Annotated in this window: 19 protein-coding genes and 1 riboswitch; of the genes, 2 read left to right on the forward strand and 17 right to left on the reverse strand. The window is 53.8% G+C overall.

Going from position 1 to position 23,663, the window contains the following annotated elements; genetic code table 11:
- Positions 1 to 44 precede the first annotated feature (44 nt).
- The 10 genes from DESUT3_RS19115 to DESUT3_RS19160 all read right to left on the reverse strand — a co-directional run bounded on the left by DESUT3_RS19115 (position 45) and on the right by DESUT3_RS19160 (position 12,560).
- The gene (locus DESUT3_RS19115; protein WP_221250090.1) at positions 45 to 974 is read right to left on the reverse strand and encodes a GDP-L-fucose synthase family protein; all 930 of its coding nucleotides are present in this window, start codon (positions 972 to 974) and stop codon (positions 45 to 47) included.
- Positions 975 to 1,001: 27 nt separating this feature from the next.
- Positions 1,002 to 2,147 (reverse strand): GDP-mannose 4,6-dehydratase, encoded by a 1,146-nt coding sequence (gene gmd / locus DESUT3_RS19120; protein ID WP_221250091.1) that lies wholly within the window; start codon positions 2,145 to 2,147, stop codon positions 1,002 to 1,004.
- A 524-nt stretch (positions 2,148 to 2,671) separates the two neighbouring features.
- A protein-coding gene (locus tag DESUT3_RS19125) for an IS3 family transposase (protein ID WP_221248485.1) occupies positions 2,672 to 3,828 on the reverse strand; the annotation gives its coding sequence in 2 pieces (ribosomal slippage) (positions 2,672 to 3,579 and positions 3,579 to 3,828; 1,158 coding nt in all).
- Positions 3,829 to 3,978: 150 nt separating this feature from the next.
- Positions 3,979 to 5,175, reverse strand: a complete 1,197-nt coding sequence (locus tag DESUT3_RS19130; protein WP_221250092.1) for a glycosyltransferase family 4 protein — start codon at positions 5,173 to 5,175, stop codon at positions 3,979 to 3,981.
- A gap of 21 nt (positions 5,176 to 5,196) precedes the next feature.
- On the reverse strand, positions 5,197 to 6,675 hold the full coding sequence (locus tag DESUT3_RS19135; protein ID WP_221250093.1) for an asparagine synthase-related protein: 1,479 nt from the start codon (positions 6,673 to 6,675) through the stop codon (positions 5,197 to 5,199).
- A complete protein-coding gene (locus DESUT3_RS19140; RefSeq protein WP_221250094.1) occupies positions 6,672 to 7,691 on the reverse strand; it encodes an EpsG family protein in 1,020 nt (339 codons plus the stop codon). The genes DESUT3_RS19135 and DESUT3_RS19140 overlap by 4 nt, the downstream gene beginning before the upstream one ends.
- A gap of 63 nt (positions 7,692 to 7,754) precedes the next feature.
- Positions 7,755 to 8,582: a glycosyltransferase family 2 protein gene (locus DESUT3_RS19145; protein ID WP_221250095.1), complete on the reverse strand. Its 828-nt coding sequence runs from the start codon at positions 8,580 to 8,582 to the stop codon at positions 7,755 to 7,757.
- A gap of 16 nt (positions 8,583 to 8,598) precedes the next feature.
- A complete protein-coding gene (locus DESUT3_RS19150; RefSeq protein ID WP_221250096.1) occupies positions 8,599 to 9,807 on the reverse strand; it encodes a polysaccharide pyruvyl transferase family protein in 1,209 nt (402 codons plus the stop codon).
- Between the two features lies 1 nt (position 9,808).
- Positions 9,809 to 11,257 (reverse strand): Coenzyme F420 hydrogenase/dehydrogenase, beta subunit C-terminal domain, encoded by a 1,449-nt coding sequence (locus tag DESUT3_RS19155; protein ID WP_221250097.1) that lies wholly within the window; start codon positions 11,255 to 11,257, stop codon positions 9,809 to 9,811.
- Positions 11,202 to 12,560, reverse strand: coding sequence for a flippase (locus DESUT3_RS19160; protein WP_225911567.1), 1,359 nt, complete (start codon positions 12,558 to 12,560; stop codon positions 11,202 to 11,204). Before DESUT3_RS19160 ends, DESUT3_RS19155 begins: the two co-directional genes overlap by 56 nt.
- A 596-nt stretch (positions 12,561 to 13,156) precedes the next feature.
- On the opposite strand from DESUT3_RS19160, the gene DESUT3_RS19165 reads away from it, so the two are divergent.
- Both DESUT3_RS19165 and DESUT3_RS19170 read left to right on the forward strand, forming a co-directional pair.
- Entirely contained in the window at positions 13,157 to 13,462 is a 306-nt protein-coding gene (locus DESUT3_RS19165) for a transposase (protein ID WP_221250098.1), read from the forward strand.
- Positions 13,459 to 14,103 carry an IS3 family transposase gene (locus tag DESUT3_RS19170; RefSeq protein WP_264082207.1) on the forward strand — a complete coding sequence of 215 codons (645 nt, stop codon included), beginning with the start codon at positions 13,459 to 13,461 and terminating at the stop codon, positions 14,101 to 14,103. Before DESUT3_RS19165 ends, DESUT3_RS19170 begins: the two co-directional genes overlap by 4 nt.
- A 1,452-nt stretch (positions 14,104 to 15,555) precedes the next feature.
- Here DESUT3_RS19170 and DESUT3_RS19175 read toward each other — a convergent pair.
- From DESUT3_RS19175 to DESUT3_RS21180, 7 genes are all read right to left on the reverse strand, one after another.
- Positions 15,556 to 15,939 (reverse strand): GxxExxY protein, encoded by a 384-nt coding sequence (locus tag DESUT3_RS19175; RefSeq protein ID WP_221250099.1) that lies wholly within the window; start codon positions 15,937 to 15,939, stop codon positions 15,556 to 15,558.
- 687 nt (positions 15,940 to 16,626) lie between these two features.
- Entirely contained in the window at positions 16,627 to 18,072 is a 1,446-nt protein-coding gene (locus DESUT3_RS19180) for an MBL fold metallo-hydrolase (RefSeq protein ID WP_221250100.1), read from the reverse strand.
- A 1,021-nt stretch (positions 18,073 to 19,093) separates the two neighbouring features.
- Complete coding sequence (gene groL, locus DESUT3_RS19185; RefSeq protein WP_221250101.1) at positions 19,094 to 20,743, reverse strand: chaperonin GroEL; 1,650 nt, start codon at positions 20,741 to 20,743, stop codon at positions 19,094 to 19,096.
- 37 nt (positions 20,744 to 20,780) lie between these two features.
- A complete protein-coding gene (gene groES / locus DESUT3_RS19190) occupies positions 20,781 to 21,071 on the reverse strand; it encodes a co-chaperone GroES (RefSeq protein ID WP_221250102.1) in 291 nt (96 codons plus the stop codon).
- Positions 21,072 to 21,356: 285 nt separating this feature from the next.
- A complete protein-coding gene (locus tag DESUT3_RS21025; RefSeq protein ID WP_225911568.1) occupies positions 21,357 to 22,829 on the reverse strand; it encodes a hypothetical protein in 1,473 nt (490 codons plus the stop codon).
- Between the two features lie 46 nt (positions 22,830 to 22,875).
- Positions 22,876 to 23,142: a DUF507 family protein gene (locus tag DESUT3_RS21175; protein ID WP_221250103.1), complete on the reverse strand. Its 267-nt coding sequence runs from the start codon at positions 23,140 to 23,142 to the stop codon at positions 22,876 to 22,878.
- Positions 23,139 to 23,417: a DUF507 family protein gene (locus DESUT3_RS21180; protein ID WP_221250104.1), complete on the reverse strand. Its 279-nt coding sequence runs from the start codon at positions 23,415 to 23,417 to the stop codon at positions 23,139 to 23,141. The genes DESUT3_RS21175 and DESUT3_RS21180 overlap by 4 nt, the downstream gene beginning before the upstream one ends.
- Positions 23,418 to 23,558: 141 nt before the next feature.
- Positions 23,559 to 23,646, forward strand: a riboswitch (ZMP/ZTP riboswitch).
- Positions 23,647 to 23,663: the final 17 nt, after the last annotated feature.

Consider the following 23,663-nt stretch of genomic DNA (forward strand, 5'->3'; position numbering starts at 1 on the left):
AAGAAAGAAAACCAATACAGAAACAGCCCAAAGCGGCCAGAGGCTTATCCATTGGGGGCCATTTGCCTCCGGTAAAATTCGAAGGTCTGGGCTACGCCGTCGAGGAGGGACGTCTTGGCCTGCCAGCCCCACCCCATCTGTCGTTCGACATCCACAAGTTTCTGCTTCATACCCACCGGCTTATCCAGGTCGTGAACGAACTCTCCTTCGAAACCAATGACCTGGGCCACCGTCCGGTAATATTCATTGATCGTATAATCACGGCCAAGACCCACATTCATTACGCCGGGAAGAGAATCGAAATGCTGCATGGCCCTCACCAGGCAGTCGGCCAGATCAGGCGCATACATGAACTCCCGACGAGCGGTTCCGTCCCCCCAGATCACGACCTCTTCATCACCTGCGATTTTGGCCTGGTAAATCTTGTGAATGACCGCGGGAATCAAATGAGAGTGACCCGGGTCGAACTTGTCCCAAGGACCGTAAAGATTACAGGGGATGAGGGTTTTATATTGGTAACCGGGGTCTTCCCGTCCAATGTATTCACAGAATCGAGCGATGGTCACCTTGGCCAGGGCATACCCTTCGTTGGTGGGCTCCAACTCACCCCTGAGGATCATCTCCTCCTTCAAGGGGTTTTGCGCATCCCTGGGGTACATGCATGAGCTTCCCAGGTTGATCAGTCTTTTTACCTCGGCATTTTTCGCTGCCCAGACCAGATTGCGCCCCATATCGAGGTTTTCGAGCAGAAACCGCACCGGCTCCCGCATATTCGCCTGAATACCGCCGACGGTCCCGGCGCAGTGGATGATCAAATCCGGGCTGTTGGCGCGCAAATACCTCTCGACAGAACCAAAGTCGAGCAGATCCAATTCGTTTCGACCGGGTGCGAGGACCGCGATCCCCTGCAACCCTGGGTGGGCCTGCAGGTTTCTGCCCACCATTCCCGAACCACCAGTTATCAATAATTTCATATCTGCCTAAATAACCTGACTATTCCATTATTCGTAGTAACTGAAAGTACTAAAGCCCCCGCGCCGGCAGAGTTCATCTCTTTTGGCTTCTTCCAGGTCCGACAGGACCATCTCCCGCACCAGTTCCTGGAAAGAGGTTCTCGGCACCCAGCCGAGTTTTTCCTTGGCCTTGGTCGGGTCGCCGAGCAGGGTCTCGACCTCGGTCGGGCGGAAGTAGCGCGGGTCGATGCGGACGATCACCGTACCGGGCGCGGGGGCGGTGCCTGCCTTCTCCCCTCTTCCTTCTCCCTTCTCCCCAACTACCGCCTCCACGATGCCGATCACCTCCTTGCCCTCGCCTTCCCAGCGGATCTTGATCCCCACCTCGGCGGCGGCGGTCTCCACCATCTGCCGCACCGAGAACTGCACGCCGGTGGCGATGACGAAGTCCTCGGGCTGCTCCTGCTGCAGCATCAGCCACTGCATCTCCACGTAGTCGCGGGCGTGGCCCCAATCGCGCAGGGCGCTCAGGTTGCCCAGGTAGAGGCAGTCCTGCAGCCCCAGGGCGATGCGCGCCACGGCGCGGGTGATCTTGCGGGTGACGAAAGTCTCGCCGCGGATCGGCGACTCGTGGTTGAACAGGATACCGTTGCAGGCGTACATGCCGTAGGCCTCGCGGTAGTTGACGGTGATCCAGTAGCCGTAGAGCTTGGCCACCGCGTAGGGCGAGCGGGGGTAGAAGGGGGTGGTCTCCTTCTGCGGCACTTCCTGCACCAGCCCGTACAACTCGCTGGTCGAGGCCTGGTAGAAGCGGGTCTTCTTCTCCAGCCCCAGAATGCGGATCGCCTCGAGGATGCGAAGGGTACCCAGTCCGTCAGCATTGGCGGTATACTCCGGCGTTTCAAAAGAGACCCCGACGTGCGACTGCGCCGCCAGGTTGTAGATCTCGTCGGGCTGCACCTGCTGGATGATGCGGATCAGGTTGGTCGAGTCGGTCAGGTCGCCGTAATGGAGGATGAAATTGCGGTTCTCCACGTGCGGGTCCTGGTACAGATGGTCGATGCGGTCGGTGTTGAAAAGCGACGAGCGGCGCTTCACGCCGTGGACAATGTAACCTTTCTTCAGCAGAAACTCGGCCAGGTAGGCGCCGTCCTGGCCGGTCACCCCCGTGATCAATGCCACTTTATCAGCCATCGCAATAAACCTTTCTGTAAACAAGATATGAGCAGGGCATATAGGATCAATGGATATTTAAGGAAATGACACACTAAAAATTGGAGACGAGTATAGCAAGTTGGCAGGATTGTTAACAGAGGCGAAAATATATCACCTGCAGGTCAAAAAGAAAGGGGACCGGCTCCGCTTTTGGAAAGAGGCCATCCCCCCTATGGGTGCAAGAGCAGAATTTAAATACTTGCCTACGTCCCTGCCCTGATGCCCTCGGTGTTCCCTAAAAATCAGGAGCAAGCCCCCCCGGCATCCTTGAAACGCGGAGACCATCATAGATGTGCAAAAGGGGAACGGCGCGCCTAATGATGGGCGCCCGATCCCCTCGATATCTCTACCAACACAGGCCCGTGCCCCTTAGCGGCCCGTTTTTGCCCCCCCAAAGGGCCCTCTAAGGGTTGTTTTCACCCACAAAACCAGGTTTTTTTCATGTTATTTCAACAGGTTACCGTGGTCCGACCCCGTACTGGACCGTACTGGATGTGAAGTGGTCAACTATTTCCGGACAGTAAAATAGGATTTTTTTCCGCGACAGCAGGAGCACGCCCGCCATTTCTCTGATGGGGGCGGTACCAGTTGTAATAATCCATAAGATATCGGCCAATATCCTTTTGGGCCTCATCGAAAGATGTGTAACCGGCTGAAGGCATCCATTCACTTTTATAGCTGCGAAACACACGCTCCATCGGTGCGTTGTCCCAGCAGTTGCCCCGCCGGCTCATGCTCTGTTTTATCCGATAACGCCATAAGCGTTGGCGAAATGATTTGCTGGCATATTGACAGCCTTGATCTGAGTGAAACGTCACAGCCGTAGGCTGCCCGCGCAACTGGTAAGCATGGTCAAGTGCCGCAATAGTTAAATCGGCATCGACTTTTTCAGACAGACTCCAACCAACGACTCGGCGGCTGTACAGATCCAGGATCACGGCGAGATATATCCATCGCCCTTGTGCCCAGACATAAGTGATATCGCCACACCAGACCTGGTTTGGCTGCTGAACATCGAACTGTCGATCTAAGTGATTCGGTATGTCCGGCCTCTCAACTTTTGCCACTTTGTAGGCGGGTGGCCTGGGTTGTTTACTGACGAGATTAGCTTCTTTCATCAGCCGCCGAACTTTAAAGCGCCCGACAATTTCACCGTCTTGGCGTAGCTTGCTCATAATGCTTCGGCTGCCTGCGGACTGGCGACTTTTGTTGAATATTTCAGTAGCTTTAGCGCGCAACCGCAAACGCTCGACATCAATTTTTTTGCGGCGATCCCGATAGTCGTAATAGCTCGAACGGGGAATTTCCAATAATGAACACAGCTGCTGGACGTTTCCATGCTCCCTTAAGTGGTCGATCAGCGCGAAGATTTTAGATCGTCCGACATTAAGAGAGCGGTAGCCTTTTTTAGGATCGATTTCTCTCTTTCCAGTTTTCTGACTTGTTCCTCTAGCTCTTGGATTCGTTGTTGCTCGGGTGTCAACGCCTGTGCTTTCGGTGTCACTCCGCCATATTCGCCCTGAAGCTGTTTAACCCAGCGGCTCATGGCCGTTGACCCGACACCTGTCGCACGACAGGCTTCGGCTATTGAATAGCCCTGATCCACAACAAGTCCGGCGGCTTCGCGTTTGAACTCTTTGGTAAAGGTCCGTCTTCCCATAACTCTGAACACTCCTTGAAGGTGGCTCAATATACCACCTTAGTTGGTGTCCGGGGTTAGTAGACCACTTCATTTTCATTTTATTTCAATATGTTGCTTTGGTCCGACCCTATACTGCGTTGGACAAGGCCAGTGTTTTTCAGCAGCCTGTTAGACCACCTCCCGGGTGGTGCACTTATAAGCAGAATCTACCCCTTCCCTCTCACCAGCGACCACCTCGTCTGACTGGCCCTTATTCCCCCCCCTTTTCACCTCCAACAACTCGACAGCGTTGAAATACCTTTGAATAACTGTTTTCTCGTCGAACAAATTTTCGGCCAACAACCTGGAGGCATGTTTCATTCTCCTCATTTCACCATCACTTAACCCAAGGACCTTTTGCATTCCCTCACAAAGGCCATCTATAGACTTGGGAGGTACGAAAAAGCCATTTTCTCCCTCAATTACAGTATCGCGACAGCCAGGAGTATCGGTGGTGATAATGATCTTACCTGAAGCTGCGGCCTCAATGAGACTTTTTGGGACCCCTTCGGGGTAATAAGATGGAAGAACAACACAATCTACAGTGTTTAACAATGATGGCATGTCTTCTATGTGCCCCAAAAAGCGAATACGGTTTTCAGTCTTCAATCCTTCAAGAAGATCGTTTGAAACAGCCCGACTCGAACTATCTTTCACACCGGCCAAAATAAATTCACATCCGACATCGTTTGCCACTAGTCTGCGTGCAGCTTCAATATATTCAACAACTCCTTTTGACTTTATCAATCTAGATGCCATCAGAAACCTTATGGGTGAATTTGATTTTTCACAGGGCCGGAAGCGCAGGAGATCCACACCAGAGCCAGGAATAATTTCGGCCTGAGAAGGCTTGACCCAACCCGCCTGAATAAAGTCCTGATAATCATTTCTATTCTGAAAAAAAACAAAAAAAGCATGCTTGTAAAAAAAACCAACCAAAATTTGATAAATTTTTCCAACCACACCTTCCAACTGTGAGGCGACACCCACACCTGAAACATTGGGCACACAGGGAATGCGCAGTAACCAGCAAGTAATCAATGAATATAGATTTGTTTTTGGGTTAAATGAGAAAACCATGTTAGGTCTTTGACGAGCTACATACCACGTCAAACACAATAGTGATTTAAATTCCCTAAGTAGATTCGTGCTTGTGGGGTCGAGAATAAACGGTTGTATTTGCGCCCCTAAGCTAATCAAAGATTTACCGCTGTCCCCTTTAGGGTAAAGGCAACTTACATAAAACCGTTTTGAAAATGCCCGAACAGTTGATGACCGAAAATTACTTAAATACCAAGCAGCATTTGCAACGAAAGTGATTTTCATTATAATAAATTCCTTACAAAATTAACTCGACTTCAATAGTTTATTTTTTTTGTTTCTTTCAATAAGCCAAGGCAAAACGACCGCCAGCAAATAAAACTTAGAGGCAAAATATTTATTATTAAAATTAAACCTATTCCGCTCAAGCCAACCCACTGCGCCAGGCATAATATCTCTTCCATCGCAAGCGAAACTATGCACTTGGTCATAACATTGCCTTGCAAGACCACAAAGATCAAACCGAAAGCTTCCCTTGTTCGAAACATAAGGCAACTCTTCAAACACTTTCCGAATATGTTCCCTTACCAGCACCTTGCCGCAATGTGTTTTGGGGTCAACTCGAAGCGATTGTGGCACATTGTGAAAAACCCATTCGGCCAAGTGTAGATTGCAAAATGGGAAAGAAATTTTCATTCCGAGCGCACTAGCCGTAAACAGCCCTTTTGCAAATGCACCAGAGGCTTCAAAAACCGAAACAGCTAAAGCTCGCCTGTCAGCTGACGTGCCCGCCCTATCGATTTCCGCACGGAACAACTCAAGTCGCTGACTGGACCTCTCTGCATGTGGTTGCCCGAGGATTTCATCAACCTCCTCATTGCTAAAACGCGATCCAGGGTAAAATCGCTCGAAAGATTTCATCTGAAGCGTTGAAAGGACATAACATAACTTGAAGCGCCGACGAACCAGTCCCCAGTCGAAAATGCTCGGTGGCAACCTCACCCCCAAGGCGAGAGCATTCAATACCCGCTGTTGAAGGCGAACAGGCGTTCCAAAATAAACGTCTGACCCTAAACCATCCAAAACCCCATCACCATTTCCAACATCAATTTGGGTGAGCAAATCTGCATATGAAAGCAGAGCAAAATCGGCAGTCAGAAGCGGCATTCGACCAACCAACGACAAGTAGCTTTCATAAGCGCGACTAGGATTACACACCAACGCCTCATGATGAAGGCCAAGGCGATTTGCGACCTCGCGAGCGGACGCCACCTCATCCTCCTCCGGACCACCAAGGTATGTTATACAGGAAGTATCAGGACGGACCTCAGAAACTGCAATTGCCATAGAGGTTGAGTCCTTCCCTCCACTCTGCAACAACCAGGGATGATTCATTTTTTCGGATGATACCCTAACCCCCGCACATAACAAACGGTGGTACTCAGAAATAAACGAATCAATTGAGCCAATGGCCTTTGGTGCCCTTGAGAATCCATTGTAAAAAGGAAATTTATAACTTGGATTGGTATGTTGGTTTTGATTTTTATCAAAACCGAATGTATGGATTTTTAAATTACGATAGACTGAGTGAGGGGGGTAAACAAAGCCATTTCTAAGCAAATCTGCAATAGAAATCAAATCAATTTCACTGTCACTTCTGGCTACATCAAAGTCTTCGAAATTGATGGTACCGCAATATGGTGACATATTTAGCTCAAAGGGCATACACGGACGCCAAGACCCTCCATTTTTTTGCAAGCATTTTTCCCTTTCTTCTTTTGTCATATTATAATTTCGTTGATAACAAAATAATTAAAAACAACACTTGAAAAGCAAAGAAACATCCACAAATAAACTGGGTGCCGAAATATAACAACACGGCAATTATAAATAATTGCACCAAAAAGTAGGGAAAGAGACAGCCACGCTGGAACTAGAAGTCGGTTTGAATAATTCCCAAACCCAACAAGAAAAAAAGGCAGCAACATGGTTAGGTATATTGAAATCGTCACCACTAATTTTTCTTTAACACTTTTACGCACAAAAAATAATGAAAAACTGGCTATTATATACCAAAAAATTGAAAAAAATGCGAAATCGAGCCGAACACCCGCATTATACTGGCTTCCATATTTATAATCCATCACTTGTGAATAGACAAATGGTGACACAAACTTGACCATCTCTTCAGTCAAACCGAGACAATAAAGAATAAAGAAAAAAACAAAAACTAAATGAAGCCCGCGTTGCCGGAGAAGAAGCATTGGCGAAAAAACGATATAGATCACTGAAGAATAATGAAACCCAATAGCAGCAAACGAGAGAACCGCAAACTTCAACCATTGACGTCTTGAAAAGGACAATAAGGCAGTGAATATCAATAAAGATGCAAGCCCTTGTCTAATTGCGTTAATTGAGGCATTGACAAACATTGGAGAAAGGAAAAAGAACCCAAAAGACGCAGTAAGGAACATCAACTTACTATTAAAAGAGCCAAGATACTTCCAATACTCTGTTGCGGAATAGACAATAATAGTGATTAAAAGCAGAAAGGTCAGCGCTTGCATACCAACAAGATCAAAACCCAAATAAGAGACAATTCGAGCGAATGCTACATACCCAGGCTCTAGCCTTGTATTTACAATTCCGTATTTATCTACATGGTAAAAAAAGTTTGCATAGGCCTGCGTATCTGTTCCGATATTTAATGGCCGAAGGGCCACAGTTGAACAACAGAATGCAACGCCAACCAACAAAAGTGCCAGGCCTGCAACAAATACAGACCGACCGATTCTTGACATTATATTCTCTTGATACACTTTTGTACACATATTGGATTATTAATTTTGCACCAAATTTCTATTTCACTTACAATATGAATAATTTTTCCAGTGCCAAATAATGCGCCGCCGCTGTTGCTTAATGCGGGTGACGCCAAGCGTGGCATAGTACTCCCACCAACTAAACAGTCCAACAGCACGCAACTCCCTAATTACACTTATCGCAGCGTCATGCATGGCGGACATATCCCCGGAGAGCCCTCCAGCACCACACGTTGGCTTATGGTAGGATGCCAAAACCTGATTAATCTTAAAACATTGGCGCCCGGACAACATAATTTGCGCCCACAACAAAAAGTCCTCAACACGCCGACGGCTGTCATCAAATCGAAAGGGAAGATCACGACGCAGCACCACTGAAGCGGTAGGAAAAGGATTATTAAATATAAGGGCCCAAGGTCGAACAAGTCTAGCTTTAGGCCGCCCGCGGACAGCAGGTGTGGGTGCATCAGGGGACTGAACATTCATTTTATGCGCAATTAGTGCAATCGACTTGTTAGACAACAGGGTTTCCATCTGCAGCTCAAGCTTAAGAGGGTGCCAACTATCGTCTGCATCCAAGAAAGCTATATAGGGCTGAGTTGCATTATCCCATCCCACATTACGGGCAAGGGAAGGGCCCGAGTTTACACTCAGACGCAAAACCCTCACCCAACCATCCGGATATTTCCTTGCCACTTCATACAACAAATCCAGAGTGCCATCTGCACTACAATCATCGACAAGAAGAACCTCAAATGGAACCAAAGTTTGGCTTGCGACAGATGTTACGGCGCGGGACACCGTATCCGCACAGCGAAAGCAGGGGATAACCACACTAACTGGAGCCATTTTCCTAAAAAATTTAGCCATTCTGAAAGACCTTCTGCTATAGAAACTCGGTTATAGCTTGAAACGATAGCCTCTGGTGTGCAGGAATTCTTTCTTTAAGCTTCCTAGTCATCCTCACTTCATTGTCAACCAGCCACTCAAAATACTTCATAAGTTCATTTGCACTCAACTCAGGCGTGTTCAAAACCATTTCATCCGTGTCAAACAAATCCTTATTAATGCCTTGTGCCTTTATGCTGTATGCAATAGAAACTGTCGGGATCCCACTAGATAAGGCCGCAATAGTGGCATGTGTTCTAGCACCGATGAAATAACGAAGGTTACCAATTATGTATTTCAACTGCGCTGCATTAAAACAGTCTGGAGCAAGTTTGATCCGATCCCCCAGATCGGCACATTTGCTTATAAGGATTTTCATATAACCGTAATCACTTTTGCTTTCGTCTCGGCAAAGTGCTGTAACATGGGGGACAAGCAAAACCCCCATCCCTTTCTCAACCACGACTCGCCGGACAAAATTGGCTGCTTCATCAATAAGCAGTTGACCGGCCTTTTTGTATCGTTCTATCAATGGACTCACGTTAAGCCCGAGGACCCCCCCATACTCTGCCTTTGGCCAAAAGGGCCTTAAATCGACTTCTTCTTTTTCCAAGTGAAAGGCCGGATCTGCCACTAGGTTGACATTTTCCAGCCCCAGCGTTCCAGTCAGATAGCTATATGAAACAGTTTCACGCACAGCGATGGTTTTCATTCTCTCAAGGTGCCTTACGATGGCCGGCACAAACGAAGGCTCGCGTTCAAACGGGCCGACGGATGCGCCCCAAAGAATCACAGGCTTTCCCATGTCCATTGCAAGCTTATCTAACCCCATAAATGGTGATGGGATCCGATAATCCAGAGAGTAATTATCACCACCCACCGCCAAAACTAAATCCACTGAGGATATTTGCGTTTTCAACCACTGAGGCATTGGAAAGGGCCACCCAGCGCGCTTTAAAGAGGGAACAGGCAGCCTCTGAAGGTTCACCCAATAACGCGCATATGAAGGGATATACGCATCAACAAATTTCACTCCATTGTCAACCGCCTGAGGCCATTGTCTTTTGTCATATTCGATATTATCCGAAGGCACCAGCACCTCAATATCAGAAAATTGCTTCCGAAGTAACCTCACGGTACTCCTTACAATAGCTTCGCACCCACGATTTCTGAATGTTCGCTGACCCGACAGGTAAATTCGTTTCATGCTATACTCTCCGTATAAATCGCAACAACAACGATGGGCTTTTTAGTACGCGTAGGGCACGATCGGAGGTGCGCCCCAATTTCAGTGGCAAACTCAGAGTCCAAAGATAGAGCCTATATGCGAAAAGGTATCTTGGACCTAATATCGGCCAGAGGCCTTTACTGGCCTCCTGTATGGCAAACTGCGTTTCCACCTTCCGGCGAAAGCGCCTGTAAGTGTATGCATCGGGGACAGAACGTTTTACTGGAACATGGCAACCTCTCTTGGAAGCCGCATGAAGCCTGGCACCTAGCAAAGTACGTTTGTTTTCAATGACGCCGCTTTGGCTTTCGACAATCTTTGAAACCGGTAGAGATTTTAGATGGCAGCCCCCCGCCCTGACTCCCTCATCAAATATTGGAATAAGGGCCGAATGGCGGACCACAATCAGTGAGTGCCCCTGGGGATCATGCGAATATTCGGGTAGCCATGCATCCATAAATGTAGCGTCCGCCACCTCCGCAAATACATCATCACAATAATTACAGGCGTTTACCTGAAAATAACCATCAGACCAAATGTTGCTGATTTTAGAAAAAGGAATTGCAACACCGACACAACCGTTTTTTGCCACTGCTTGAAATTTAAAATTTCCTGCCCGCCCGGTGTTTTCCTTGAGCCGGTACTTGGCCGAGGCTAAATGTCCAGGAGGAATCCCCGAAATACTGGCTAGGTATTCTGTATATAGACGGTTAGGCATATGGCCACAAGTCAGCCCCAGTGTATAGACTATGCGACGTCTTAAGCGCGGTAAAGCCTCCATAGCTAAATGCAAGCCCTTGAGAACACATGGCAACCCCACAACAGCGTAGCGAGCTTCTTTAAATTTTTCATTCATCAGAGCCACTGCCTCAGCCACACTTACAGGGTAATAGCGCGACCCCGCAGCGCCCCGCAGGGCCTCAATATCAGCCACAGCTTTATACTCAAAAAGCCCGTCGTTGCCTTTTCCTTCGCCGACACAGACAACAGCATCAACAAGCCCTCTGCGGACTAAGGACTCTAACAGCCAAGTGGCCATCCCACCAGATGCACCTCGCGCACGATGGTCACTGACCAACGAGTACCCGACAAATGATTCTAAATATAATCCGACAGTTTTCTCAAATTTAGCTTCCTCAGAGCAACCAAAACGTGTCTTTGCTAAACGATCTTCGCTCTTGGACTGTGGGCCGAAGGGACAAACTTGCATGCAAAGTTGACAACCCGATGGGCACTCCCCAACCAAAATAGGGGCGATGTCACCATTACCACACAAAGCCATTTCCAAATTACGATTTGGACAAACTCCGGCACAAATACCACATCCGCAACAGAGTCCGCGCTCAACAATGTCAGCAACAACCTGCCTCGATTTATCCATTTTCATTCCTGAAGGTAACACCCCACCCACGCCAAGCTTCAGGCCCAAAGACATGCCATCTTACGGCAAAAAGGTAGAGAACTAAAAGAGTGATTTCACTCACTAATGTCGACATAGCAGCACCCTTTGCACCAAACAATGGTATTAACATAGAATTTAGTGCCACATTAACAATTGCCACCGTGCCCATATAAAAAATTTTTCGGCGCATATGTTCTTGGGTCACTAGGGTCGCGCCGACACTTGTTGAAAGAAAACGCACCGGGGTGCAGAAAGCGAGGACAGCCAAAAGATCTATTGCAGACCGATATGCAGTGCCGAAAATTAGTGGTATCAAAAAAGGAACAATAAACAAAATCACCACGGCAATCATCGCGCCTATTAGCAGCATATTGCCGTTACCAACCCGATAGACCTGAAGAAATTTTAAACGGTCATGATTCGCCCATCGATGATATTTTGGAAGCAAAAATCTCTGGTAAATCACATTTGGCAACATATATACTGCCGCCATAACAGTAAAAGCCACATTATAAACGCCTGCAGCATCCGCCCCCTTAAGATATTTCAGTAAAATAATATCACTTTGGTAATACACAAGGTAAAATATGCCAGCCAGCCCAAAAGGCCAAGCAGAGCGAATGAAATCCACGGTTGTAATAGATCTGGATTTTTTTTGAAAAGCTTCGTCAACAATGGGTTGCCTAGAGTGCCCCTTAAGGGTGAAGCGGCCTCTGCGCATTTCACTCAAGTGCGCAACACCCAAAAACACCACAATTAAAGCAACAGAGGCATAAGCAAAAGCTATATATTCGATAGCAACCTGCGGTGAGGCTACAACAATTACAATCACTAATAGAAATCTAGTTGCATGGGGCAATAGTTGCCATAAAGCCAAGGCGTTGTATCGCTCTTCAAGTTGAAGTTTTCCGCTGACCAATTCCATGCACATCGTCCCCGTCACCACTGGCAGAAGACAATAAAGCAATTGCCGGGTCGCGGCATCATGTGGCCCCAAAGTCGCCCAAATGGCTAGCGACAAGAGAACTACGAATGAACTAATTAGAACAAAACGGAAGGACGGGGCCAACCAACGCAACGCACCCCATCCTTCCGCGCCGAATAGTTTTAGCCAAAGGCCTTGGACACCAAACCCTGCCAATGGAGCCACCAGAGTCACCATTGCCAATGCTGAAGAAAAGGAGCCATAACCAGCAGGTGACAATTCGCGAGCGAGCACTATTTGAATGAGAAATGCTAAACTTGCTCCACCCAGCGTGCTGAGCCATAAAAAAGAAATTGTTCCAAGTGCTTTTCGTGTGGCAATTTCTAATCTACTTAATAGTGCCATAATTAATGGTCCAGGGGATATTCTATAGTCATCCCGTCAAATATTGCACTTCGATCCCAGGGGACGTTCTTTTCTATTTTTCCAACCCTTAAAGGGCCTAGTGAAACAGCCTTAAAGGCCCAGGGGGCCCAGGGGACGTTCTTTTCGGGGCCCAGGGGACGTTCTTTTCTATTTTTCTATCCCTTAATAACCACCAAAATCCAGCAGCTTCCAAGGACAACATTCGCCCCCCGAGCGCTTCGGGGTCGGACCAAGCCAACCAGCTGATCCCATGACAAAATTCCCCATTTTTTGCCTTCAAAATACCCTTATAGGCCGTTTTTTGGGTCAAAATCAGGCCCAAAGATCTTAATCTGGACCACCTCGTAAAGGGGCCCAGGGGACGTTCTTTTCTATTTTTCTAATGGGCTATGGGGTCGGACCAAGCTAACCAGCTGACCCCTGGACATAAAACCCCATTTTTTGCCCTCAAAATACCCTTATAGGCCGTTTTTTTGTCCAAGGGGACGCTGGTGACTTGTTGACTTACCCCTACATGAGCTATCTTCACTTTTGCGGACACACCAATTACCCTAATGGGAACAGGAGGTGTGTTCATGGGCAATCGAAGGTACGATTCTGACCTTAAACGCGAAGCCGTCCGCATGGTTGTTGAAGAAGGTCTTGGGATCCGCGAGGTTGAACGGAACCTCGGAATCACCTTTGGGGTCTTGAAGGGCTGGGTGCAGAAGCACCAGAACCATCAGGACGCCGCGTTTTCATCGCGCTCTGCTCCAGAGTCTCCAGAGGCGGAACTGAAGCGGCTGCGTAAGGAGAATGAACGACTCCAACGGGAGCGCGACATTCTAAAAAAAGCAGTGGCCATCTTCTCGACGGACCCGCATCGATATTCGGGTTCATAACCGAGCACCGCTCCCAGTACGGAGTGAAGGAGATGTGCCGCGTCTTTGGAGTGTCTCGGAGCCGGTATTACGCCCAGCTCAAATCCGGAGCGACCAAACGACAGCGTGAGGATCGGGTGCTGTCGGTCGCGATCAAGACAATCTTTGACGACAGCGACCAGACCTATGGTGCCGGCCGCATTGTCCGGGATCTTCGCGCACAGGGGACCAGAGTCGGCAAAAATCGCATCTGGCGGCTGATGAAGCATCACGGACTGCGGGTCAAGACCACGCGCCGGTTCAGGGTTACGACGAACTCAGACCACAAACGGCCTGTCGCTCCGAATCTGGTCCAGCGCAACTTTTCAGCCGAAGCCCCGGATCGGCTCTGGACCGGCGACATTACCTACATCTGGACCGCCGAGGGCTGGCTGTATCTGGCGGTCGTTCTGGATGTGTTCTCCCGCCGGATTGTCGGCTGGAGCATGAACAAACGGATGACGGACGACCTGGTGGTTGCCGCGTTCAAGAACGCGGTGGTCAGACGACGCCCCGCACCCGGGTTGATTTTTCACTCGGATCGAGGGTCGCAGTATTGCAGCAAACGATACCAATCCCTGGTGAAAGGGATCAGCGCTCTTCATCCAAGGGGACGCTGGTGACTTGTTGACTTCCCCCTACAATCACCCTTGAGGATACACAGGGTCCGGGGGACACGGTTATCTATTTATCTAATTTCTCAAACACGCCGGCAGGAAACAAAAAATTCAATCCCCCGCTTCCACAACGGAAAATCTCTGATACAAATGGTCGAGACCAATTAGAGGCCCCCGTCGGGGCCGGCCCTCCACCCTTGCGGGGAGAACCCCGCCGCAACGCAATACGACCTCCAGGGGCCCGGGGGCGCACACCGCCACCAATTAGACCCGCGCAGGGGCGCTCACAGCAAATCCCCTCCCACGAACAAAAAAGCGTCCTACCACAAGACCACAGGAAGGACGCCTCAACGACGAAACTCTTCCTCTCTTCGGCAGCCCGGAACCACCAATTCTGGGTTCAGGGATTTGCACCGCCGGGTGGGTTACGGCGGCACCTTTATCGGAGAGGTAAACTCAAGATTTACAAGCATCTCTCTATCACTCCCCCTCCGCCGAAGTCAACAAAAATCCTAATTTTCTAATGTTCTACCAAAAGTGTTACGGGAACGTGGTTAGTGCCGCATTTTCACACATTTCCGTAGATAAATTCAACGGGGTGGGTTTCTGGGCCGAGATCAACCCCGAGCCTTCTCGATTGCAAACAACAAGCCCTAACTTCGCCCACCATCAACAAAAATCGCCGCCCGAGGACAGCGATCATCTGCTTTTTTGGTTAGAAGCAAACAATTTCAAACACTTCGAAATGCGGAAGGATAGCAGAAATCCTCCCCCAAAAACACCCGGGATAAGCCCGTCGGCATGTCATATTTCCGACATGTGAAGGGCGAATTTGCAGAGTGTCCGCAAAATGACGTTTTTTTGACCGTGTTTTGGGGACGCCGGGGATTAGATGCGGGACGCTCCGGATTTTCTCTGGGGTTATGGGGTTTAGGACAAAATCGATTTAACAGGGATAGACAGGATGGGCACGATGAAGAGCGAGGCTATCACCCTGAAATACAAAAATATGGCCTAATCCCTTTTTGTCGAACGCAGATAAAGGCGGACGCACGCGGATGAAATCTTAAACCTCGAATCTAGGGTTTGTCTTTGCTTTTGTCTGCGGCCATCTGCGGCCATCTGCGTTCAATTCATGCCTATGCTTTGGGTCCTGAAAACCTCTTTGTCGAACGCAGATAAGGGCGGATGCACGCGGATAAATTCTGAAACCTGGAATCTAGGGTTGGTCTTTGCCTTTGTCTGCGGCCATCTGCGGCCATCTGCATTCAATTCATGCCTATGCTTTGGGTCCTGAAAACCTTTTTGTCGAACGCAGATATGGGCGGATACACGCAGATTGAATCTAAACCCGGAATCCGGGGTTTGTCCTTGACCTTATCTGCGGCCACCTGCGGCCATCTGCGTTCAATTCATGCCTTTGCTTTGGGTCCTGAAAACCTCTTTGGCGAACCATTGTCAAAAGGAATTGACCACCCTGCGTATTTCAACTTTTGAGGTCCCAAAATTTATTAACAATCCAACCCTCTTGCCTGTAGCCTTGAGATAATTCATGCACTGGGAAAAATGCGAGGCATCCAAACCCTTCACGGCCTTCAACTCCACGATGACCTCATTCTGGACAACCAGATCGGCAAAAAACTCACCGACCACAATCCCGTCATAAATGACATTAAGCGGATATTGCTGCGCGACCGACAACTCGGATTTGGATAACTCATGACACAAGGCGTTTTCATAGACTTTTTCCAGAAAACCTTGACCGAGTGTTCTCCCCACCTGGTACGCACAACCGATTATCAGCTCGGTGATGCTGTTAATATAGGCTTCGTCACGGACCATAAATCACCTCAATACCCTTTTTGGCGAACGCAGATAAGGGCGGATGCACGCAGATAAAATCAAAACCTGGAATCAAGGATTTGTCTTTGTCCTTGTCTGCGGCCATCTGCGGCCATCTGCGTTCAATTTATGCCTTTGCTTTGGACCTTGAAAACCTGTTTATCGAACGCAGATAAGGGCTGATGCACGCAGATAAATTCTTGAACCTGGAATCCAGGGTCTGTCCTTGTTCTTGTCTGCGTCCATCTGCGGCCATCTGCGTTCAATTTATGCCTTTGCTTTGGACCTTGAAATCCTTTTTAGCGAACGCAGATAAGAGCGGATGCACGCAGATAAAATCAAAACCTGGAATCAAGGATTTGTCTTTGCCCTTGTCTGCGGCCATCTGCGGCCATCTGCGTTCAATTTATGCCTTTGCTTTGGACCTTGAAAACCTGTTTATCGAACGCAGATAAGGGCGGATGCACGCAGATAAATTCTTGAACCTGGAATCCAGGGTCTGTCCTTGTTCTTGTCTGCGTCCATCTGCGGCCATCTGCGTTCAATTCATGCCTTTGCTTTGGGCCTTGACAACCTTTTTGGCGAACGCAGATAAAATCGAAACCTGGAAACTGGGGTTTGTCTTTATCCTGGATTTCCTGAACATCCCTGTCAATTCGCCTTGCACTTCTGGTCTCCCCCGTCACCCTACCCCACCTTCTCCACCAACCCCCGCAGCTGCTCGACAAGGGCCGCCTTGGCCTCGGGTTCGCCGTGGACCAGGCGTACCTCCTTGGGGCGCACGCGCATGCGGCGGATGAAGTTGACCAGGTTGGCCTGGTCGGCGTGGGCGGAGTAGCCCGCGAGGGTGTGGACCCGGGCGCGGATGGCGTGGCGCCGGCCGTCGAGCTCGACCCAGCCGCCGCGGGGTCCGTACTGCTGGATGGCGCGGCCGGGGGTGCCGGCGGCCTGGTAGCCGACCAGCAGGATGTCGGTGCGCGCGTCGCCGAGCAGCGCCTTGAGGTAGTTGACGATGCGCCCGCCGCTGCACATCCCCGAGGCGGCGATCACCACGCAGGGCCGGGCGGTCTTCTGCAGGTAGCGCACCGCGTTCTGGTGGTCGGCGTGGGAATCGACGGTGGTCAGCTGCTCGAAGCTGAGCGGGTGGCGCCCGGCCCGCAGCCGGCGGCGGGCCTCGGCGTCCCAGAAGGGGCGCAGCTCGCGGTAGACCTCGGTGAAGCGGCTGGCCAGGGGCGAGTCGACGATCACCTCGAGCTCCTCCCAGGGCAGGCCCCGGGCGGCGAAGCGGCTGCGGTTGCGGTGCAAAATCTCCTCGAGCTCGTAGAGCAGCTCCTGGGTGCGGCCGATGGAGAAGGCCGGCACCAGGATCACCCCGCGGTCGGCCAGGGCCCCCTCGATGACCGCCTGCAGCCGCTGGCGCCGCTCGCGGCGCCCCTCGTGGTGGCGGTCGCCGTAGGTCGACTCGAGCACCACCACATCGGCCCGGTAGGGGGCGCGCGGGGCCGGCAGCAGCGGGGCGTGGGGGGCGCCGAGGTCGCCGGAAAACACTGCCCGTAATGCGTAATTCGTGATAGGTAATGGGTTAGGAGCAGAATCTTCGATATTGACATCAACTTCCACGTAGGCGGAGCCGAGGATGTGGCCGGCTCTTTGGAGCTTGATCTTGAGACCGACGTCCTGGCCGGCTTCGACCTGCTGCCAGCGGCCGTAGGGGAGCGCTACGAGCTGGTTTTTCAGGCGCCGCAGGGCCGCCTCGATCAGCCACCAGTCGCGGGTGACGCCGACCTTGAGGGCGTCTTCGATGACCAGGGGGAGCAGCCGCGCCGAGGGCTCGCTGCAGAGGATGGGGCCGGTGAAGCCGGCGGCCAGCAGGTAGGGGATGCGCCCGACGTGGTCGAGGTGGACGTGGGTGACGACCAGCGCCTTGAGGTGCCCGACGGGGAAATCTATGGAAAGCCGTGACTGGTGATTCGTGACTGGTGACTGGTTATGGCGGAGGGCCCGGTCGTCGTCGCCCTGGAACAGGCCGCAGTCGATGAGGAGGCCGGCTTCCGGGGTGAGGCGCAGCTCGTGGCAGGAGCCGGTGACGCCGCGCCGGCCGCCGTGGTGGATGATCTCGGGGTAGTCGCTCATGGATTCACTTTCCGCCGCCCTGCGGAAGGGGGGTGGGCGGCTGCATGAACCAACTACAACGAAAAAGATTTTAGTTCAAGGGAAAACTGGAAGTTAGGCCGCGCGTGATCCGGCGGATCGGTCGGATCGGAGCGAGGACGTGGGGCACTCCCCCCTTTCCCCCGCACCCAAATCTTCTCTACCACTGAGAGCACTGTGATGGCACTGAGAGAACCCCCGACTTCAATGTCCGTCAGATTTACCCCTCAGATACCTCAGTGTCCTCAGTGGTGAAATGGCTTCGTTCAGGAAATTCAGGGTTGGCCTTGGCTCTTATCTGCGTCCATCTGCGGCCATCTGCGTTCTAATAATGCCTTTGCTTCTAACCTTGAAAACCTTTTATCGAACGCAGATAAAGGCGGATGCACGCAGATAAAATCAAAACCTGGAATTCGGGGTTTGCTTTTATCCGGAAAAGTGATTTTTCAAGACCTGATCCCCGCTACCAAATCTTCGCTACCACTGAGAGCACTGAGATTGCACTGAGAGAACCCCCAACTTCAATGTCCGTCAGATTTACCCCTCAGATACCTCAGTGTTCTCAGTGGTGAAACCGCTTTGTCCGTTCAGGTAATTCAGGGTTGGTCTTGGCTCTTATCTGCGTCCATCTGCGGCCATTTGCGTTCTAATAATGCCTTTGCTTCTAACCTTGAAAACCTTTTATCGAACGCAGATAAAGGCGGATGCACGCAGATAAAATCAAAAACCTGGAATTCGGGGTTTACCTATATCTAGGTGATTTTTCAAGACCTGATCCCAGCCGCCAAACCGTCTCTACCACTGAGAGCACTGTGATGACACTGAGAGAACCCCCAACCTCAATCTCCGTCAGATTTACCCCTCAGATGCCTCAGTGTCCTCAGTGGTGAAACCGCTTTTTCTTTTGACTTTGAACTTTCCCCCGGCTCCAGGACAAAAAAAACCCGCCCCCCGGGTTGCTCCGGAGGGCGGGTTTTTGTCGTACAACAGGCGCCTAAGCGGCTTACATCATGTCCATGCCGCCCATGCCACCCATACCGCCCATGCCGCCAGGCATTGCCGGCATGGACTCTTCCTTCTTCGGCAGTTCGGCGATGCAGGCCTCGGTGGTCAGCATCAGGCCGGCAACCGAAGCGGCGTTCTGCAGGGCGCTGCGGGTGACCTTGGTGGGGTCGATGATGCCGGCGGCGATCATGTCGCCGTACACGTCCTTGGCAGCGTCGAAGCCGAAGGCGCCGGTCTCGCCGACCACCTTGTTGACCACGATGGAGCCTTCCAGGCCGGCGTTGGCGGCGATCTGACGCAGCGGCTCCTCGAGGGCGCGCTTGACGATCTTGACGCCGAAGGCCTGCTCGCCGACCACGCTGACGTTCTCCAGGGCGGCGATGGCGCGGATCATGGCGACGCCGCCGCCGGGGACGATGCCTTCTTCGACGGCAGCGCGGGTGGCGTGCAGGGCGTCCTCGACGCGGGCCTTCTTCTCCTTCATCTCGGTCTCGGTGGCAGCGCCGACCTTGACCACGGCAACCCCGCCGACCAGCTTGGCCAGGCGCTCCTGGAGCTTCTCGCGGTCGTAGTCGCTGCTGGTCTCCTCGATCTGGGCGCGGATCTGCTTGACGCGGGCCTGGATGTCGGCCTCGACGCCGGCGCCGTCGATGATGGTGGTGTTGTCCTTGTCGATGACGATGCGCTTGGCGCGGCCGAGCATGTCGAGGGTGGCGTTCTCAAGCTTGAAGCCGACTTCCTCGCTGATCACCTTGCCGCCGGTGAGGATGGCGAGGTCTTCGAGCATGGCCTTGCGGCGGTCGCCGAAGCCGGGAGCCTTGACGGCGGCCACGTTGATGGTGCCGCGCAGCTTGTTGACCACCAGGGTGGCCAGGGCTTCGCCCTCGACGTCCTCGGAGATGATCACCAGGGGGCGGCCCTGCTTGGCCACCGGCTCGAGAACCGGCAGCAGGTCGCGCATGTTGCTGATCTTCTTGTCGTGGATCAGGATCAGGGCGTCCTCGATCACCGCTTCCATGCGCTCGGGATCGGTGACGAAGTAGGGGCTGAGGTAGCCGCGGTCGAACTGCATCCCCTCGACGGTCTCCAGGGTGGTCTCCATCGCCTTGGCTTCCTCGACGGTGATGACCCCTTCCTTGCCGACCTTCTCCATGGCCTCGGCGAGGATGTTGCCGATGGTCTCGTCGCCGTTGGCGGAGATGGTGCCGACCTGGGCGATCTCCTTGTGGTCCTTGATCGGCTTGGAGAGCTCCTTCAGCGAGGCGACGGCGGCCTCCACGGCCTTGTCGATGCCGCGCTTGATTTCCATGGGGTTGTGGCCGGCGGTGACCAGCTTGACCCCTTCGCGGTAGATGGCCTGGGCCAGCACGGTGGCGGTGGTGGTGCCGTCACCGGCGACGTCGGAGGTCTTGGAAGCGACTTCCTTGACCAGCTGGGCGCCCATGTTCTCGAACTTGCCTTCGAGTTCGATCTCCTTGGCGACGGTGACGCCGTCCTTGGTGATCAGCGGAGCGCCGAAGGACTTCTCGATGACCACGTTGCGGCCCTTGGGGCCCAGGGTGACCTTGACCGCGTCGGCCAGGGTGTTGACGCCCTTGAGAATCTTGGCACGGGCTTCCTGCCCGAATTTGATTTCCTTAGCTGCCATGGTGCTGTTTCCTCCTTATGCAGAAGTAGAGAGTCGATTACTGTTCGACGACGCCGAGGATGTCGTCCTCGCGCATCATCAGGTACTCTTTGCCTTCGATCTTGATCTCGGTGCCGGCGTACTTGCCGAACAGGACCTTGTCGCCGACCTTGACGTCCATGGCCAGGACCTTGCCGTCCTCGGTCACCTTGCCCTTGCCCACGGCGACGATCTTGCCCTGCTGGGGCTTTTCCTTGGCGGTGTCGGGGATGATCAGGCCCCCGGCGGTCTTGGTCTCCTCTTCGAGCCTCTCGACGATGATGCGGTCGTGCAGCGGTCTGATGTTCATTGCTGATACTCCTTTCTCACTAAAAAAGAATGAATGCTGGGAGATGCTCCCACGGGGATAGCACTACGAACAAAAACGGCCCGGGCACACGGTCCGCCCGAACCCAGCCGGCCACCCGGCTGTTAGCACTCGCCGCAAGGGAGTGCTAACGAATGGGCTAAATATAGTCAGTCGGTCGGGAAAGTCAAGGGGGATTTGGAAAAAAATGGAGGAGGCGTGCCCGTAAGGCGTAATGCGTAACGGGTTTAACCCCTCACGCCTTACGCCTCACGCCTTACGCTCGAACTACCCCCCCGTCAGGGAGGCGAGCACCCGGGTGGCCAGGTCGTCGGCCATCTGCTCGGCGAGCTTGCGGCGCTCTTTTTCGAGAGTGGAGTAGTCGTGGTCGAAGAACACCTTGGCCGGCGACTCGAAGTCGATGGCCGGTTCGTCCGAGCCGTGGGGGAAGAGCTTGACCCGCGAGCGGGTGCGGATGTCGGTGGAGCTGGCTCCCTTGTCCTCGACGTAGCCGAAGATCTCGCCGGTCAGGTAGCTGTTGGCGGCAAGCCAGGCCTGGTCGACCCGCTCGACCCCGCCCTTGAGGATGATGAACTCGAGCCCCTGCTGCTCGCCGGAGCTGGTCAGGGTGTCGACGAAGTGGTCGAAGGCCGCCTCGGAGAAGGCGCCGGGGACCATCACCGTGTTGAAGGGGGCGATGTAGACGATGCGCGCCCCGGGCAGGCCGGCGGGGCGGGCCGGGGCCGGCTTGGGCTGGGGCTTGGCGGCCGGGGCCGGAGCGGGCTTGGCGACCGGGGGGGCGACGGGCTTGGGCGGTTCCAGCCGGGCCACCTGGGGCGCCGGCGCGGGGGCCGGGGTCGGCGCGGGCGCGACGACCGGGGCCGGAGCGGGAGCCTGAGCGATAACCGGTGCCGGGGCGGGCGCGACGGCGACCGGGGGTTGGGGTGCCGGGACCACGGGAGCCGGCGGGGCCGGGGCCGGAGCTTGGGCCGGGACCGGGGCCTGGGCGGGCGTCGGGGCCGCAAGCGCAGCCGGGGCCTGGGCGACGGCGGCCGGTGCGGCGGGAGCTACGCTGCTCGGCGCCACCACCGGCAGCGGCGGCTCGGGGCGCCGGGCGATCACCGGTTCGGGTGCCGGGGTCGGGGCGGGCGCGGGAGCGCTCACCGGGACCGCAGGGGGCGCGGCGGGCTTGGCTGCGGCGCCGAGCACCCCGACCCGCAGGGAGGTCGCGGCGGCGCCGGGCGCGGGGCTCGGCGGGGCCGGCCGTGAGGCTGCGGCGCCGGGCCGGGCCGGAGCCGGCGCGGCTGCGGCCGCCTGGGCGCCGGGCGGGCCGATCCGGCTCGCCCCGAAGGTGGCGAGCCGCGCATCCCCGGCCAGGCCGAGCAGCAGCTTCTGGATCGCGGCGCGCTGCGCGGCGCCGGTCCCCTGGCGCATGACCACCAGGGCGGGCGCCCCGTCGGCGCCCTGCAGCTCGGCGAGGACGAAGAACTCCCCGGCCGGCTGGCGGCCGACGTAGTCGCGGCCGAGGATGGCCAGGTCGACCATGCGGAACTGCTGCAGCCAGCCGTGCAGGGTCTTCTCGTCCTTGAAGCTGCGGGTCTCCACCGGCTCGCGGAGCCCCTGCTGCAGGTAGTCGCCCAGGGCCCGGAGTTGGGGTTCGGCGACCGCGCCCCCCTCGACGACGCCGAAGGTGAGCTTGGCCAGGGCCGGAGAGGCCCACAGCAGCATGACGGCAACCAGCAGCAGATATCGGTGTTTCATGAAACTCCCTGTCAATCCTGGCGTGTTCGACCCCGGCAAGGACCCGTCACCACTTGCGCTTGGCCATCTCTTCGGCGAAATACTTGTCGTAGAGCACCTGCCACTCGCGGCTGCCGGGGATCTTTTTCTGGCGCTGCAGCTTCTCCCGCACCAGGCCATCGACCTGGTCGTCCACGGAGAGCACCCGGGTCAGGGCCTCCTTGACCGACTGCAGGGCCCGCGCCTCATCGCGGTAGTCGACCAAATCGTCCTTCCACAGCCCGTCGGCGATCAGGTGGGCCAGGTGCGAGATGCGCTGTTCGCTGAGCTTCACAGGGGGATCCCCCTCTCTTCGGCGAGCTTTTTCTTGATCATCAGAAACAGCTTCTGCCGATCCATCCCCGGCGGGGCGTTCTTCAGATGGGCCTCGAGCAGTTCGCGGGCGTCGCGCTCCAGGTCCTGTTCGCCGGCCAGGTTGGCGCGGATGATCGCCTCGATGCGGCCCTGGACCCGGCCGCGCTCGGCCTTGAGGGCGGCGCCCCCCTGCTCGGTCAACCCCTGCAAAACGGCGGCGGCGACCCGGCGGATCTGCTCATCGGTGAAACGCATGGCAAAGTCCTTCCAAGGGGTGGAAAAAACATGCTGAATAACGGTTCATCCTACCTGCGGGCCGGAGCGTTGTCAACGAGGGATTTGCTTGACAGGGCGGCGGCGGATGTGCTAACCAGAGGGCCTGTAAAAAGGCATCTAAAGGCCTCCTGTGACTGGCGAGAGGTGGATCACCACCGGGGAGCAGGGATGGCTTGCGCAGCGAAAGCCGTACGCCTGGGCTCCCGCGAGGGTCCGGGCGTTTTT

It is taken from the genome of Desulfuromonas versatilis (genome assembly GCF_019704135.1).
GTDB lineage: Bacteria > Desulfobacterota > Desulfuromonadia > Desulfuromonadales > NIT-T3 > Desulfuromonas_A > Desulfuromonas_A versatilis.

Coding starts and splice junctions, on each gene's coding strand:
- DESUT3_RS19160 (WP_225911567.1), bottom strand. CDS start 12,560: ATGGCACTATTAAGTAGATTAGAAATTGCCACACGAAAAGCACTTGGA.
- DESUT3_RS19135 (WP_221250093.1), bottom strand. CDS start 6,675: ATGACAAAAGAAGAAAGGGAAAAATGCTTGCAAAAAAATGGAGGGTCT.
- groES (WP_221250102.1), bottom strand. CDS start 21,071: ATGAACATCAGACCGCTGCACGACCGCATCATCGTCGAGAGGCTCGAA.
- groL (WP_221250101.1), bottom strand. CDS start 20,743: ATGGCAGCTAAGGAAATCAAATTCGGGCAGGAAGCCCGTGCCAAGATT.
- DESUT3_RS19165 (WP_221250098.1), top strand. CDS start 13,157: ATGGGCAATCGAAGGTACGATTCTGACCTTAAACGCGAAGCCGTCCGC.
- DESUT3_RS19180 (WP_221250100.1), bottom strand. CDS start 18,072: ATGAGCGACTACCCCGAGATCATCCACCACGGCGGCCGGCGCGGCGTC.
- DESUT3_RS21025 (WP_225911568.1), bottom strand. CDS start 22,829: ATGAAACACCGATATCTGCTGCTGGTTGCCGTCATGCTGCTGTGGGCC.
- DESUT3_RS19175 (WP_221250099.1), bottom strand. CDS start 15,939: ATGGTCCGTGACGAAGCCTATATTAACAGCATCACCGAGCTGATAATC.
- DESUT3_RS19140 (WP_221250094.1), bottom strand. CDS start 7,691: ATGTCAAGAATCGGTCGGTCTGTATTTGTTGCAGGCCTGGCACTTTTG.
- DESUT3_RS19115 (WP_221250090.1), bottom strand. CDS start 974: ATGAAATTATTGATAACTGGTGGTTCGGGAATGGTGGGCAGAAACCTG.
- DESUT3_RS19150 (WP_221250096.1), bottom strand. CDS start 9,807: ATGAAACGAATTTACCTGTCGGGTCAGCGAACATTCAGAAATCGTGGG.
- gmd (WP_221250091.1), bottom strand. CDS start 2,147: ATGGCTGATAAAGTGGCATTGATCACGGGGGTGACCGGCCAGGACGGC.
- DESUT3_RS21180 (WP_221250104.1), bottom strand. CDS start 23,417: ATGCGTTTCACCGATGAGCAGATCCGCCGGGTCGCCGCCGCCGTTTTG.
- DESUT3_RS19130 (WP_221250092.1), bottom strand. CDS start 5,175: ATGAAAATCACTTTCGTTGCAAATGCTGCTTGGTATTTAAGTAATTTT.
- DESUT3_RS19145 (WP_221250095.1), bottom strand. CDS start 8,582: ATGGCTAAATTTTTTAGGAAAATGGCTCCAGTTAGTGTGGTTATCCCC.